The organism is Candidatus Accumulibacter sp. ACC003 (genome assembly GCF_907163085.1).
Classification (GTDB): Bacteria; Pseudomonadota; Gammaproteobacteria; order Burkholderiales; family Rhodocyclaceae; genus Accumulibacter.
The window spans coordinates 435116-448734 of sequence record NZ_CAJQTX010000007.1 but is presented as its reverse complement, the minus strand read 5'-3'; the positions used below and the strand labels follow the sequence as shown (position 1 = coordinate 448734).

The window sequence follows — 13619 nt, the reverse complement described above, 5'->3', positions numbered from 1 at the left end:
CAGAACGGGCACGAGGACTCCCTGTCCCCGTGCCCGAGATGGTGAATGGCTTACTTGCAGCTGATCTTGCGGACCGGCGCGTAGCCTTCCTTGGCGAGGATGCACTGACCAACGTCGCTCATGATCCAGTCCATGTACTTCTTGACGTCGGCCTTCGGCTTGCCATCGGTGTACATCATCAGCGGCCGGGCGATCGGGTAGGTGCCATCAAAGGCCGTGTCCTCGGTCGGTTTGACGCAGGCCTTGCCCTTCTCGGGCGAGATACACAGCGTCTTGAGGTGCTCGGTAGCGTAGGCAAGACCGCTATAGCCGATCGCGCAGGGCGTCTTCTCGACCAGGTCGGCGACGTCCTTGGAGCCGTGCATGTCCAGGGTGCCCTGCCGGAACTTACCCTTCTCACCGAGGACCGCCTCCTGGAAGTAGGCGTAGGTTCCCGAATTGTTCTGCCGGCTGACGACGACGATCTCGTCCTTGCAGCCCGGGATGGTGATCCCGAGATCGCTCCACTTGGTCGCACCGCCGTCACGGCCGTAAATCTTGGCCAGTTCGGGGATGCTGATCGAGTTGAGGGGGAAACTCTTGTTTACGAAGATCGCCAGCGCGTCGTAACCGACGACGTTCTCGACCGGATGGTGACCTTTGGCCTCGGCCTCCTTGATCTCCTTGTCCTTCATCTTGCGGCTGGCGTTGGCGATATCGACCGTGCCGTTGATCAAGGCGGCAATGCCGGTACCCGAGCCGCCGCCCGATACGGCAACAGCCACTTCGGGGTTGATCTTGCCGTACTGCTCGGCCCACGACTGGGCGACATTGACCAGGGTGTCCGAGCCCTTGTTCTGGATCTCGGTTCGTGCGGAAACGGCGCCGGACGCCAGGGCGGCGGCAACGGCGAGGCTGATGCTCAACAACATCGATTTCGAGGTCATTCGGGGTTCTCCAAAGGTGGGAAATTTTTTGAAGTCTGTAGATGTAGATCAAAGACTTCAGGGGTGGCAAAGAGCAGATGAGCGACAGAGATTATCAGAAAAATTCACTCTGACAAGCCCCATAGACTCGGCAAATAGCAATAAAAATTGGCCTGACCACTCGCCACCCCAGCGTTTGCTGAAAGCATTTTATTTTCATGCCAAATGTCTGTTTTGTAGCAGACAATAAAACAATTACTTTCGCTATATAACCGTAGTCCAATGGTTTAACGTGGCTTTTTTATTCATAAGCAATGCCCTTGCCATGTTGTACAAAACATTGCAATGCGCACTCATAATTTCATCAGAAACTGTTTTTATCGTTCGTGAAAATGCCATGGACAGGAGCAGCAGCACGGCATGCTTTCTACTACGGAAGAGCCGTCATTACCACTCAGGGAACTTTTTTTATCGTCACTACAGTCAAGTAAATCCCTTATCTCATGGAGTTACGAAGCGTTCCCCAGAATTTGACGGGGGCGTGCAATTCGTCGCATCTTTGCCATATATAATGACGCTGGCACGTCGTCGCAAGGTCGCAAGAAGGCTGCCCATTCGAGTCCACGTTTTCACCATTCCAGAACCGCTGAAAATGCACTTAGCATGAAATCGAGAGGATTCCCGGCGGAGCGTGGTACGGCGCATCGGCAAGCAGATTGGCAGGCCGAGGCTTCGCGGGGCCGCCGCCGCTGCGAGAAGCGGCTCGGCAGCGGGTAACAGATTCGAGCGGCGACCTGCTTGTCGATCGGCGGGGTGCCGGTACGGCCAAGCGTGTTCGGATCCGGGCTTGAGCCACGTCTCGCGCATACCGGCGTCGATCAGGCACTGGGGGAAAGTGGCGGTGCGGGTTTTTTCACCGCCCGCGGCGAGCACTCTCCCGAGCGGCCGCGACGCGGGCACCGCCGCCGCCTGCTTGCTACGATTCAGCGACCCTCAGGTCGAAGGGACGATCAATCCTCGCTCGCGCATTTGCTCTGCCAGCACCTGCGCCTCCGGCAGGCCCATACGCGACAGGTCGGCGTAGGCCGCTTCAAGGAGCTTGCTCGCTTCGGCTAACGACTCACTGTCGCTGCGGCTCAATAGCTGCAGTGCGATTTTCGAGCACGCCACCGCCCTCTCGCGCACATCGCCCAGACGCTCGTAGACCGGCAGCTCTTCCTCGCGGCGGATGCGCAGCGCCTCGTCCAACTGCCCCCGCATCTCCAGCACGTCAGCAATCCTGCCTTGCGTCACTGCCTGCCCGCGCACATCGCCCAGGCGCTCGAACACCGGCAGCTGTTCCTCGCGGCGGATGCGCAGCGCCTCATCGAGCTGCCCCCGCTCCTGCAGAACGTCGGCTATCTTGCCTTGCGTTACCGCCCTCTCGCGCACATCGCCCAGGCGCTCGTAGACCGGAAGCTCTTCCTCGCGGCGGATGCGCAGCGCCTCGTTCAACTGCCCCCGCATCTCCAGAACGTCGGCTATCTTGCCTTGCGTTGCCGCTACCGAGCGAACATCGCCCAGGCGCTCGTAGACCGGCAGTTCTTCGTCGCGGCGCATGCGCAGCGCCTCGTCCAACTGACCCCGCACCTGCAGCACGTCGGCTACCTTGCCTTGCGTCAACGCTCGCGCACGCACGTCGCCCAGGCGCTCGTAGACCGGCAGCTCTTCCTCAAGGCGGATGCGCAGCGTCTCTTCCAACTGCCCTTGCGCCTGCAGCACGTCGGCTATCCTGCCTTGCGTCACCGCCCGTGCGCGTAGATCGCCCAGGCGCTCGTAGACCGGCAGCTGTTCCTCGCGGCGAATACGCAGCGCCTCGTCCAACTGCCCTCGCGCCTGTAGCACGTCGGCTATCCTGCCTTGCGTCACCGCCACCCCACGTTCGTAACCGCGCAGCAGGTGCAGCGGCAACTCGCGCTCACGCCAATGCGTCAGCGCGGCATCGTAATCGCCGAGGTCGTAGAGCAGTCGGCCCAGTTCGTTGAGTGGCGCGACCAAGAGGTCGTCGGGCGCTGACGGGTGACTTTCGAGCCAGGCCTGGATTTCGCCGATACGCCGACGACGCTGGCTCATCGAACGGACGTCGAGACCATGCCGGTACTGGAAGCGCACAAAGGGCAAGGCGCCACCCGGCCCTTCCATGCGGTCGTACTCCGTGGCGGCGAGCGGAGCGAAGGCATACACGCCGCCGCGCCAGGCCCAGATGTCCGGAGCGGCGCGTGACGCCAGGGCGATCGCTTCGGCGTCGAGCCAGAACACCAGCCGGGCGCGGACTTCGGCGGCGATGCGCTCGCGGCGGACGTTGAAAGCGTCCCAGTGGGCGGCGTCGAACCAGCCGGGGCGACCGATGACATGCACCACCGCCGCGCTGCCGGCGCTCTTGAGCAGCCTCTTCTCGAGCGTCGCGACGTCGGCGACGCGGCGTCCGAGCGGCAGGCGGTTGACCGCCAGGCCGGCCGCCTGCAGGACGTCGTCGAGCGCAGCCATTACCTGCTTGCGCAGCAGTTCGTGCGGCGCGTCGACCAGCAGCCACTGGAAGGTAGGTCCGTGCAGCAGCGTTCGCGACAGGCGCTGAAAGTCGTCAAAGCACTGTGCCGGCAAGCTGCCGGCCGCCTGCAGCCGCAGACGTTCTATCTCGAAACTGGAAGCGGCCATCGGCGCAGCGCCAGCGGCGGCTCAGCCCGGCGGCACGGCGGGTTCGACGGCCGCTGCCGGCAATGCCGCGGCGGCGATCTGGTAGCCTTCCAGCGTCCGTACCACGGGATGGCTGCGCCGCCAGCGGCCGTCGTTGTACTGCATCAAGGCCAGACGGTGCAACAGATCCTGCGCTGCTTCGTCGTTGCCGCCTTGCGCCGGGTTGGCGTCGACGGCCACCAGCAGCGCGTAGTCGCTGGGCCTGAGGAAGTAGCGGTAATCGGCCGCCAGCTGAGCGATCGCGCGCTGCACGACAGCCCCGTCGATCAGGTCGTCGGCGACCTCGCAGCACAGGCGCAGCAACCGCAGCAGCTCGCGCGGATGACCTCCGCTGTGCTCGGCCAGTTGCTCGATTTCGGCGTCGGCGGCAAACAGGCAGCGATCGGCGCGTAGCAGCAGCAGACGGGTCAGCGCCGTCCAGCCGGCTTGGCAGCGGCTGCCGTCGCGCTCGTGCAGCTTGATCATCGGCAGCACCATGTCGGCGTCGAGCTTGCCACCCAGCAGACCACCAAACTTGAGGTGCAAGGGCGCGGTGTAGATCGCCAGCGTCTGGATCGCCAGCAGCTGTTCGGCGTCGAGAACGAAGAACTGCCGGGTATCCTCGCCACGCATCTTGTCCGTGCCGTCCACCAGGAAGAAGACGCGTTCGGCGCGACCGTGCGCTTGCAGTTCGGCCTCGGCGGCACGGATCAGCTGGCTGAAGGCGGCAGCCAGCGTCGTGAACCGATTGCGGATCTGCTGCCGCCATTCGTCCTTCTGGCTGGCGCCGGTCTTCACTGCCGCGGTGAAGCTGGCGAAGAGCTTGACCAGCCCGGGCAGACCACCACCGGCTTGCGCGCCGGCCTTGATCTCGGCGCTCGCTTCGCGTTGCGTCGAACGTGTCGTGATGGCGGTCTCGAACCACTCGCGTACCGGCCACAAGGCGTCGTCGTCCAGCGCATAGCCGTCGCCGAGAAGGCGCTCGAGCAGCGTCTCGGCCATCGCCATCAAGGCTTCGGAATACTGCAGGTTGTTGCGGTCGAGCTTCAGCAGCACGTCGACCTCGACGACGTAATAGCGCCGCGAAGCGTTCAGGCGTTCGGCGTAGCGCCGCAGTTCAGTGGTCTTGCCGCTGCCGATATGGCCGAAGAACAAGGCATGTTTCTCGTTCGGCGGGAAAAAGGCGTCGCTGACCGGGTCCCAGCCGAACTTGCGCGCCAGTCGCGAAAACGTTCGCTCGCTGCCACGCGCTTCCTGTGTCTCGACGAAGCGCGGGTCGCCAGCCGGCAGCGCCTCTTCGTACTCGATCTTTTGCAGTACTTCGAGAATGTTGGCGGGCGGACGATAGGTCATGGCGATCGGGAGAAATGAAAGTGGACGAAACCGGGAACGGCAAAGGCTGCCGACGAGTATCTGCAGCGTCCCCGGCACTGTCAAGCGGCGGCGGTTGCCAGCGCCGCGACACCTACTTGCTGAGCAGCCGCATCCCGCGCGCCAGCCCGTCGAGCGTCAGCGGGAACATCCGCCCGCCCATCAGGTTGTGGATCAGCGAAGTCGATTGCCGGTACTGCCAGGCGTGTTCGGACTCGGGGTTGAGCCAGATCGCGTGCGGCCAGGTGCCGGTCAGCCGCCGCAACCAGGTGGCGCCGGGCTCGGCGTTGTTGTACTCGACGCTGCCCCAGGGCTGCAGCAGCTCGTAGGGGCTCATCGCCGCGTCGCCGACGAAGATCAGCTTGTAGTCGTTGCCGTACTTGTGCAGCACGTCGTGGGTGTCGATGCGTTCGCTGTGACGGCGGCGGTTGTCCTGCCACAGGTATTCGTAGACGCAGTTGTGGAAGTAGTAGTACTCGAGGTGCTTGAACTCGCTGTGACACGCCGAGAACAGCTCCTCGCAGACGCGGACGTGGTCATCCATCGAGCCGCCGATGTCGAGAAAAAGCAGCACCTTGACGGCGTTGTGGCGCTCGGGGCGCAGCTGCAGGTCGAGCCAGCCGGCATTGCGCGCGGTGCCGGCGATGGTCCCTTCGAGGTCGAGCTCCTCGGCCGCCCCCTGGCGGGCAAAGCGGCGCAGCCGGCGCAAGGCGATTTTGATATTGCGCGTGCCGAGCTCGACGCTGTCGTCGAGGTTGCGATACTCGCGCTTCTCCCAGACCTTGACCGCCGAGCGATTCTCGCTCTTGCCGCCGACGCGGATGCCCTCGGGATGCGTGCCGCCGTGGCCGAAGGGCGAGCTGCCGCCGCTGCCGATCCACTTGCTGCCGCCCGAATGGCGCTCCTTCTGCTCGGCGAGACGCTGCTTGAAGGTTTCCATCAGCTTGTCCCAGCCGAGTTTTTCGAGCTTGGCGCGCTCGGCGTCGGTGAGATGTTTTTTCACCGCCTGCCGCAACCACTCTTCGGGAATCAGCGCGTCCATCCCCGGCAGCGCTTCGACGCCCTTGAAGTACTCGCCGAAAGCGCGGTCAAACTTGTCGAAGTGCGTCTCGTCCTTGACCAGGATGGCGCGCGAAAGACGGTAGAAGTCGTCGAGGCTGTGTTCGATGACGTGCTTCTGCAAGCCCTCGAGCAAGGCCAGAAACTCCTTGATCGACACCGGCAGCTTGTTCGCCTTGAGATGGAGAAAGAAATCGATCAGCATAGTCGATAGCGCCTGTTCGCAGCGCGCATCAGCGCTCAGCGATTCTGGCGCGCCATGAAGATCAGCCGCTCGAAGAGATGCACGTCCTGTTCGTTCTTCAGCAGCGCACCGTGCATGGGCGGAATGGCCGTCTTGTGGTCTTTGCTGCGCAGCGCTTCCGGCGGGATGTCCTCGGCGAGCAGCAGCTTCAACCAGTCGAGCAGTTCCGACGTCGAGGGCTTCTTCTTCAGGCCGGGGATTTCACGCAGTTCGAAGAATACTTCCAGCGCCTCGCGCAGCAAGGCCGGCTTGAGCCCCGGGAAATGGACGTCGACGATGCGCGTCATCGTTTCCTTGTCGGGAAACTTGATGTAGTGAAAGAAACAACGGCGCAGAAACGCGTCGGGCAGCTCCTTCTCGTTGTTCGAGGTGATGAACACCGCCGGCCGGTGACGAGCGCGAACGTTCTGGCGCGTCTCGTAAACGAAAAACTCCATGCGGTCGAGTTCGCGCAACAAATCATTCGGGAATTCGATGTCGGCCTTGTCGATCTCGTCGATCAGCACTACCGACGGCGTTTCGCATTCGAAGGCCTGCCACAGGACGCCCTTGACGATGTAGCTGCCGATGTCGGCGACCTTCGCCTCGCCGAGCTGCGAATCACGCAGCCGCGACACCGCGTCGTATTCATACAAACCCTGCTGCGCCTTGGTCGTCGACTTGATGTGCCACTGGAACAGCGGCAGCCCGAGCGAGGCAGCGACCTCCTCGGCGAGCATGGTCTTACCGGTACCGGGCTCGCCCTTGATCAGCAAGGGCCGCTGCAGGGTGACGGCGGCGTTGACCGCCAGGGTCAGATCAGCGGTGGTAACGTAGGTTTCAGAGCCGGCAAAGCGCATGGCGTATCCCTTGTATTCCTGGCACAGCGAGCAGTTGATTCTACCCGCAAAGCTGCCGCCAGGACACGCCGCCAATCACCACCAAGCGCCGTCAGCGACTCAAGCGCCGGCCGCGCGCCGCACGCAGTCAAGGTAAGCGACGCCATCGATCGCGCTGCCATCGCGCTGCGAACGCCACAGCGCCTCGCCAAGGCACTCGAGGATCGCGTGTTCGGCGTCATGAACGTCGAGGCGCGCGCGTAGCGCCTGGTAGGCGGTACGAATTCCCTGCGGCTGGTCGATGCTGATCTGCTCGGCGACGGCCAGATGCAGCGAAAGGTGCAGAAAGGGATTCATCTGGCCGCTTTCGGGAGCGAACTCCTGCTCCACCGCCAGCGCGGGGTTCTCGAGCAGTGCATGGTACTCGGGGTGTTCGCCGATCAGATCGGCGGCGACCACCTCGGCGCCTTCGAGAATCGAACGCTCGCGATGCTTGCGCCAGGCCTCGCAGAAGAACTGCCGGACCTGCTCACGACTGGGATTGAACATCGCTCCTCCGGGGGCTGATCAAAGCACTGACCACAGCGTTGTGCAGCAGACGACAACCACCGTCCAGGCCCGGAGCGATCTGCCCGGTGCCATAACTGCCGATCAAGGGCAGGCCGGGAAAACGCTCGCGCAGACACTCGAGCTCGCGATCCGGGCCGCCGTGGAAACAGGGGCCGCGACCGATGCACGAGAAGACGATGGCCGCCAGGGGGTCGCCGGCGACACCGGCCAGACGGGCAAGCAGCTGGCGCATGTCGTCGGCGGCCGCTTGTGGCTGGCGTATCGCCCACGCCACATGCTGCCCCGGCGTCACTTCTTCGGCCAGCGTCAGCGACTGGTCGGCATGGGCGGCGATGATCGCCAGCGTGCGCCAGCCGTCAGCGGCCGCCCGCGCGTCGCCCAGCACGGCACACAGCGAGGCCAACGGCAGCCGCGCCTGCGCACGATAGTCGGCCGGCAAGGCGCGGCGCAAACTGTCAAGCGCACTCGCGCCACCGACCCTAAACAGCTCACGGCCGCGGCTGCTGTCGATACGCCGCGGGCTGGCCTGCACGCGCCAACCGCTGGACACGCCGACATCGACGTGCGCGCCGCGCAGCCGCAGACTGCACTGCCTGGCCAAGCGACCGTGCTGCCAGGCGACGGGGTCGCTGCAAGCGACCTTGCCGGCAAAGCTGCCGCCGAAACGGCGCGTCGGCGAAGCGCCCCAGGCGTGCGGCCAGTGGCTGCCGGTGTAGCTCAAGAGCGCTTCGTCGCGCTCGTCAGCCGCTTCGCCTTCGTCGCCAGCAGCGCTGGCGGGCCGATGCGCCAACGAGACGCCGCCGGCAAAAACCATCACCGCCGCTGCCGGACGATCGATCAGCCAGCCACTGTCGGTGAAAACGCCGGCGGCCAGGCTGCCAGCGACCTCGGTGCACTGCGCTGCCCGCGCGACGGCGCTGACCGTCGCCTGCGCACAGCGGGAAAAATCGTCCGTCAGAAGCAGCAACACGCCCGCGGCGCGGTCAACACCGGCTTTTTCCAGAGCCCGTGCCAGCGCCTCGACGGCCACCGCCGGCTGCGGGTCATGGCCCGCGGCCAGCGCGCTGGCGATGCTCATCCGGGCATCAAGCCAAAAGGCACGGACTTCTCGGGATACGCGCAGAGGTCGTCGATCGGACACCGCCAGCACTCCGGCTTGCGCGCCATGCAGACGTAGCGCCCGTGCAGGATCAGCCAGTGATGCGCCGACTGCCGGAACTCTTCGGGAACGACTTTCAGCAGCTCGAGCTCAACCGCCAGCGGCGTCTTGCCGACGGCCAGGCCGCTTCGCCTGGCGACGCGGAAGATGTGCGTATCGACGGCGATCGTCGGCTCGCCGAAAGCGGTGTTGAGAACCACGTTGGCGGTCTTGCGGCCAACCCCGGGCAGCGCTTCGAGCGCCGCCCGCGTGCCAGGCACCTCACCCCCGTGCTGTTCCAGCAACTGCCGGCAGGTAGCGATGACGTTCCTGGCCTTGGTCCGGTACAGGCCGATGCCGTTGATGGTGTCGCTGAGGGCCGCTTCGCCGAGCGCCAGCATCGCCTGTGGCGTCGGCGCGTCGGCGAACAATTTTCGGGTCGCCAGGTTGACGCTCTTGTCGGTCGCCTGCGCCGACAGGATGACCGCGATCAGTAGCTGAAAGTCGCTGGCGTACTCGAGCTCGGTCGTCGGTTGCGGATTGACCGCGCGCAGCCGCTCGAACAGCTCCCGGGTCTGCTTGGCGTTCATCACTCGACCATCGCTCAAGCGCCGTCGGCCAGCGCCACCGGCAGCGCATGATCGGCTCCGGAGTCCGGGCGGCGCGCGACGGCGCGCGCTTCGACCCAGTTTTTCCAGGCGATCAGGCAACCGAGCAGGATGAACGCGCCGGGTGGCAGGATCGCCAGCAGCAGGCCAGGATAGTCGGCCGGCAAGAGCTGCAGCCCGTGCAGCGCCGGAAAGACCATGTCGATCCCCGAGAACAGCGTACCGGCGCCGATCAACTCGCGCAGGCCGCCGAGCAAGGCCAGCGTCCACAACAGGCCGACGCCCGTGAAGACGCCGTCGAGCAGCGACTGCAGGGGTGGATTCTTGTTGGCGAAAGCTTCCACGCGCGCCAGCACGATGCAGTTGGTGACGATCAGCGGAATGAAGATGCCAAGGACCAGATAGAGCTCGTGGAAGTAGGCGTTGAACACCAGATCGACGACGGTCACCAGCGCGGCGACGATCAGGATGAAGACCGGGATGCGAATCTCGTGCGGAATCAGATTGCGCAGCGTCGCGACGGCGACGTTGGCCACGGCCATGACGATGATCGTCGCCAGCGACAGCATGACGCCATTGACCAGCGTGGTGGTCACCGCCAGCAGCGGACACAGACCGAGGATCTGGATCAGGCTCGAGTTCTGGTGCCAAATGCCATTGTCCATGATCTCGCGGAATTGTTCTCGGCTGATCACTGGCTTCCTCCCGAAGGCGCTGCAAAGAGTTGTTGGTGGTTCTCGTCGACGTACAGCAGCGCCTTATGGACGGCCTTGATCACCGCGCGCGGACTGACCGTCGCGCCGGCCAGCGAATCAAAACGCCCCTGGTCTTTCCTGACGCGCCAGTCGCGCGCAGGCACGCTGGCCAGCGACAGCCCGTCGAACTGCGCTATCCACGGGTGCTCCTTGCTCTTGTCCTTGCGCGGGTCGACGTAGTCACCAAGACCCGGCGTTTCCTTGTGCTGGGTGACGCGCACGCCGAGTACCATACCGTCGGCAGCGACGGCAATCAACAGGCGAATCTTGCCGGAATAGCCATCGGGGGCGACGGCTTCGAAGACCAGCGCGCTGGCGACACCGTTCTTGCGCGCCAGATAGGCGCTCGACGCTTCGTCGGTTCCGAGTGCGGCGCTGGCCGGCAGCTGCCGGCTGTCGCTCAGCAGATCGTTGTCGTACAACTGTGGCGGCAGCACCTCGCCGATCAACTTCATTTTCTCGGCCGCCGCGGCTTCGGCGATCGCCGGCTGCGTCCACTGATACGCGGCGGCGAGAACGCCGGTGAAGGCGACGACGAAGACGAACAGGACGATCGCCGTGCGCAGCGCCATTTTTGGCGCGCTGATCGGCTTGACGGTTGGCGTCACGGCGCGTCCTTCAGGCCGAAAATTGGCGGCTGCGAGTACATGTCGATCAGCGGCACGCAGAGGTTCATCAGCAATACGGCGAAAGCAACACCGTCGGGAAAGCCGCCAAAGACGCGGATGATGTAGGCCAGCACACCGGCCAGCAAGCCGAAGATCAACTTGCCGCGCGGCGTCGTACAGCCGGAAACCGGGTCGGTGACGATGAAGAAGGCGCCGAGCATCGCGCCACCCGACAACAGATGGAACAGCGGATCGGCAAACTGCTGCGGATTCCAGGCCCACAGCGCCGCCGCCAGCAAGGACAGCCCGGCCAGGAAGCCGAACGGCGCGTGCCAGGTGATCAGCTTGCGCTGCCACATCCACAGACCGCCGAGCAGGTAGCCGCCGGCGACCCACTCCCAGCCACGACCGGCGAAGTGGCCGAAAACGTCCTGCGTCGCCAGCAGCGTCGGCACGTCAACCTGGCCGTCGCCGAGCTTCAGCGCGGTCTTCAGCGCATCGAGCGGCGTCGCGCCGCTCATCGCGTCGATCCGTGGAAGGAGGCCGGCAATGAGCTGGAACTGCTCGCCGAAGCTCAGCTGCAGGCCAAGCGCCGGCCACTGCGACATCAGCGCCGGAAAGGAAACGATGCACGCGGAGAAAGCGACCATCGCCGGATTGAACGGATTCTGGCCGAGACCACCGTAGAGATGCTTGGCGACGACGATCGCCAGCAGCGTCCCGACGACGATCAGCCACCACGGTGCCAGCGGCGGAAAGCTCAGAGCGATCAGCCAGGCGCTGACGATCGCGCTACCATCGCTGAGGAACAGCGCCAACGGCTTGCGCCGCAAGGCGAGCATCAGCGCTTCACCGAGCACGGCCGCCAGCGTGGCAATCGCCAACTGGACGACAATTGCCGGTCCGATCAGCCAGACGTAGGCGGCAATACCGGGCAACAGGGCCAGCAGTACCTGCAACATGACACGGCGCACGCTGCTGCGCTCGAGCAGCAGAAAGGGCGGCGTACTGATGAACTCCATCAGTCAGCGCTCCGTTCCGGCGTCGCGGTCGCTGGCGACACGGCCTGCTCGGCCTGCAGCGCCGCCCTCCGCACTTCGACGGCGGCCAGTTGTCGCTTCTGCTCGGCCGAAAACTGCTCGGTATTTTTCGGTTGCACGGCCTCGCGCTGTGCGCGCGCACGCTCCATGGCCGCGACGATGGTCGCCTTCTTGAGCGCTTGGGCGTCTGCTGCTGGCGCCACTAGCGGCGGCTCGGGGGCCGTCGCCAGCGCGGCGCGGTCGACCGTCGGCGCTGCCGCCGCCGGCTCGGTGGTCGTTGTCGCGGCAGTCGCCGGCGTAGCTTCGGCGGCAGCGGCGGTAGTAACTTCGGCGACGCTCGCGACCTTCTTCTCGGCGGCCCTGGCGGCCGCAGCGCGGGCCAGGCGTTCGGCTTTCTCGGCGAGTTCGCGCTCTTCGCGCGCGTTACGCAATTCGAAACGCGCCTTGGCCGCGTCGGCGGCGTTCTTCTCGCGCTCGCGCGACCAGATTTCGCTCTTGGCGAAGCGGAAGTACTGCACCAGCGGGATGTGCGAGGGGCACACGTAGCTGCAGCAACCACACTCGATGCAGTCGAAGATGTGGTACTCCTGCGTCTTGCCGAAATTGCGCGCGCGTGCGAACCAGTACAGCTCGAAGGGTTGCAGCTCGTGCGGACAAACGTCGGCACAGGCGCCGCAACGGATGCACGGCATCTCGGGCGGATTCGGCGGAAACATCGTCGGCGACGCGGCGATCACGCAGTTGGTCGCCTTGACCACCGGCGCGTCGAGACTGGGGATCTCGAAGCCCATCATCGGCCCGCCCATCAGATAGCGGCTGCTGTCGGCCTTCGGCTTGCCGAGCGCCAGCAGATCGCGCAAGGGCGTACCGAGTCGCACTTCCCAGTTGCGCGGCTGTTCGAGATTGCCGGCGAGCGTGACGATGCGCGAGATCACCGGCTCACCGCAGGCCAGCGCACGCCAGGCGGTGTACGCCGTGGCGACGTTGAAGCACTGCACGCCAAGGTCGGTCGAGCGCTTGCTGGCCGGCACTTCCTTGCCGGTCAACACGCGGATCAGCTGCTTGGCGCCGCCCGCCGGGTAGCGCGTCGGGACGGCGACGACGCGATAATCGTCGCCGAGTCGCTGCACCGCTTGCTGCATCGCCGCGACGGCTTCCGGTTTGTTGTCCTCGATGCCGATCAGCACCCGCCGAGCGGCCAGCAGGTCACGGAAAATGGCGATGCCGCGAACGATCTCTTCGCCACGTTCGCGCATCAGCATGTCGTCGCAGCTCATGTACGGCTCGCACTCGGCGCCGTTGATCACCAGCTCGTCCACCGGCACCGCAGCGGCGGCGGTGAGTTTGGCGTGGCTCGGGAAGACGGCCCCGCCAAGGCCGACGACGCCGGCGTCGCGCAGCAGTTCGCGGACGCGCTCGGGCGGCAGCGCACGGTAGTCCACCGGCGTCCGGGCAAGCCACTCGTCGCGGCCGTCGGGCTCGATGACGACGGTCAGTGTCGGCAGGCCCGACGGGTGCGCGGCGAGGTGCTCCTCGATGGCCAGCACGGTGCCCGAAGTCGAGGCATGCACGGCCGCCGACAGCCAGCCGTCGGCGCCGCCGATCAGCTGCCCCTTGGCGACGTGCTCGCCGACTTCGACCAGTGGATTCGGGACGCCACCGATACTCTGATGCAGAGGCACGTACAGGCGAGCAGGTAATGGCGCCTGGCCAATCGGCTGCTGCACCGACGGCGCCTTGTGCGTCTGTGGTTTGACACCGCCCTTGAAGTGGAACAATCGCTGCAGCATT

12 protein-coding genes are annotated in these 13619 nt (G+C 65.0%); all 12 read right to left on the bottom strand.

The genetic code is table 11. The annotated features are described in order from the left end of the window. Positions 1 to 50: 50 nt before the first annotated feature. The 12 genes from QZ656_RS17420 to rsxC all read right to left on the bottom strand — a co-directional run bounded on the left by QZ656_RS17420 (position 51) and on the right by rsxC (position 13618). The gene (locus QZ656_RS17420) at positions 51 to 926 is read right to left on the bottom strand and encodes a PstS family phosphate ABC transporter substrate-binding protein (protein ID WP_291994585.1); all 876 of its coding nucleotides are present in this window, start codon (positions 924 to 926) and stop codon (positions 51 to 53) included. Between the two features lie 972 nt (positions 927 to 1898). Further along, positions 1899 to 3599 (bottom strand): hypothetical protein, encoded by a 1701-nt coding sequence (locus QZ656_RS17415; protein WP_291994584.1) that lies wholly within the window; start codon positions 3597 to 3599, stop codon positions 1899 to 1901. Positions 3600 to 3620: 21 nt separating this feature from the next. Continuing rightward, positions 3621 to 4970 (bottom strand): ATP-binding protein, encoded by a 1350-nt coding sequence (locus QZ656_RS17410; protein ID WP_291994583.1) that lies wholly within the window; start codon positions 4968 to 4970, stop codon positions 3621 to 3623. Between the two features lie 112 nt (positions 4971 to 5082). Further along, positions 5083 to 6252, bottom strand: a complete 1170-nt coding sequence (locus QZ656_RS17405) for a VWA domain-containing protein (RefSeq protein ID WP_291994582.1) — start codon at positions 6250 to 6252, stop codon at positions 5083 to 5085. Positions 6253 to 6287: 35 nt separating this feature from the next. Beyond that, the gene (locus QZ656_RS17400) at positions 6288 to 7130 is read right to left on the bottom strand and encodes a MoxR family ATPase (RefSeq protein WP_291994581.1); all 843 of its coding nucleotides are present in this window, start codon (positions 7128 to 7130) and stop codon (positions 6288 to 6290) included. A gap of 99 nt (positions 7131 to 7229) precedes the next feature. Then, the gene (locus QZ656_RS17395) at positions 7230 to 7658 is read right to left on the bottom strand and encodes a DUF1841 family protein (protein WP_291994580.1); all 429 of its coding nucleotides are present in this window, start codon (positions 7656 to 7658) and stop codon (positions 7230 to 7232) included. Then, positions 7639 to 8757, bottom strand: a complete 1119-nt coding sequence (locus QZ656_RS17390; RefSeq protein ID WP_291994579.1) for an FIST C-terminal domain-containing protein — start codon at positions 8755 to 8757, stop codon at positions 7639 to 7641. The genes QZ656_RS17395 and QZ656_RS17390 overlap by 20 nt, the downstream gene beginning before the upstream one ends. Next, on the bottom strand, positions 8754 to 9407 hold the full coding sequence (gene nth, locus QZ656_RS17385) for an endonuclease III (protein WP_291994578.1): 654 nt from the start codon (positions 9405 to 9407) through the stop codon (positions 8754 to 8756). Before nth ends, QZ656_RS17390 begins: the two co-directional genes overlap by 4 nt. Positions 9408 to 9421: 14 nt before the next feature. Further along, positions 9422 to 10117 carry an electron transport complex subunit E gene (locus QZ656_RS17380; RefSeq protein ID WP_291994701.1) on the bottom strand — a complete coding sequence of 232 codons (696 nt, stop codon included), beginning with the start codon at positions 10115 to 10117 and terminating at the stop codon, positions 9422 to 9424. Further along, positions 10117 to 10788 carry an electron transport complex subunit RsxG gene (rsxG, locus tag QZ656_RS17375; RefSeq protein WP_291994577.1) on the bottom strand — a complete coding sequence of 224 codons (672 nt, stop codon included), beginning with the start codon at positions 10786 to 10788 and terminating at the stop codon, positions 10117 to 10119. The genes QZ656_RS17380 and rsxG overlap by 1 nt, the downstream gene beginning before the upstream one ends. Next, a complete protein-coding gene (locus tag QZ656_RS17370) occupies positions 10785 to 11810 on the bottom strand; it encodes an RnfABCDGE type electron transport complex subunit D (RefSeq protein WP_291994576.1) in 1026 nt (341 codons plus the stop codon). The genes rsxG and QZ656_RS17370 overlap by 4 nt, the downstream gene beginning before the upstream one ends. Next, positions 11810 to 13618: an electron transport complex subunit RsxC gene (gene rsxC / locus QZ656_RS17365; protein WP_291994575.1), complete on the bottom strand. Its 1809-nt coding sequence runs from the start codon at positions 13616 to 13618 to the stop codon at positions 11810 to 11812. The genes QZ656_RS17370 and rsxC overlap by 1 nt, the downstream gene beginning before the upstream one ends. Between the last annotated feature and the right edge of the window lies 1 nt (position 13619).

What these genes read in the sequence shown, in the direction of transcription:
- QZ656_RS17420 (WP_291994585.1), bottom strand. Translation starts at nt 926, where the DNA reads ATGACCTCGAAATCGATGTTGTTGAGCATCAGCCTCGCCGTTGCCGCC.
- QZ656_RS17415 (WP_291994584.1), bottom strand. Translation starts at nt 3,599, where the DNA reads ATGGCCGCTTCCAGTTTCGAGATAGAACGTCTGCGGCTGCAGGCGGCC.
- QZ656_RS17410 (WP_291994583.1), bottom strand. Translation starts at nt 4,970, where the DNA reads ATGACCTATCGTCCGCCCGCCAACATTCTCGAAGTACTGCAAAAGATC.
- QZ656_RS17405 (WP_291994582.1), bottom strand. Translation starts at nt 6,252, where the DNA reads ATGCTGATCGATTTCTTTCTCCATCTCAAGGCGAACAAGCTGCCGGTG.
- QZ656_RS17400 (WP_291994581.1), bottom strand. Translation starts at nt 7,130, where the DNA reads ATGCGCTTTGCCGGCTCTGAAACCTACGTTACCACCGCTGATCTGACC.
- QZ656_RS17395 (WP_291994580.1), bottom strand. Translation starts at nt 7,658, where the DNA reads ATGTTCAATCCCAGTCGTGAGCAGGTCCGGCAGTTCTTCTGCGAGGCC.
- QZ656_RS17390 (WP_291994579.1), bottom strand. Translation starts at nt 8,757, where the DNA reads ATGAGCATCGCCAGCGCGCTGGCCGCGGGCCATGACCCGCAGCCGGCG.
- nth (WP_291994578.1), bottom strand. Translation starts at nt 9,407, where the DNA reads ATGAACGCCAAGCAGACCCGGGAGCTGTTCGAGCGGCTGCGCGCGGTC.
- QZ656_RS17370 (WP_291994576.1), bottom strand. Translation starts at nt 11,810, where the DNA reads ATGGAGTTCATCAGTACGCCGCCCTTTCTGCTGCTCGAGCGCAGCAGC.
- rsxC (WP_291994575.1), bottom strand. Translation starts at nt 13,618, where the DNA reads ATGCTGCAGCGATTGTTCCACTTCAAGGGCGGTGTCAAACCACAGACG.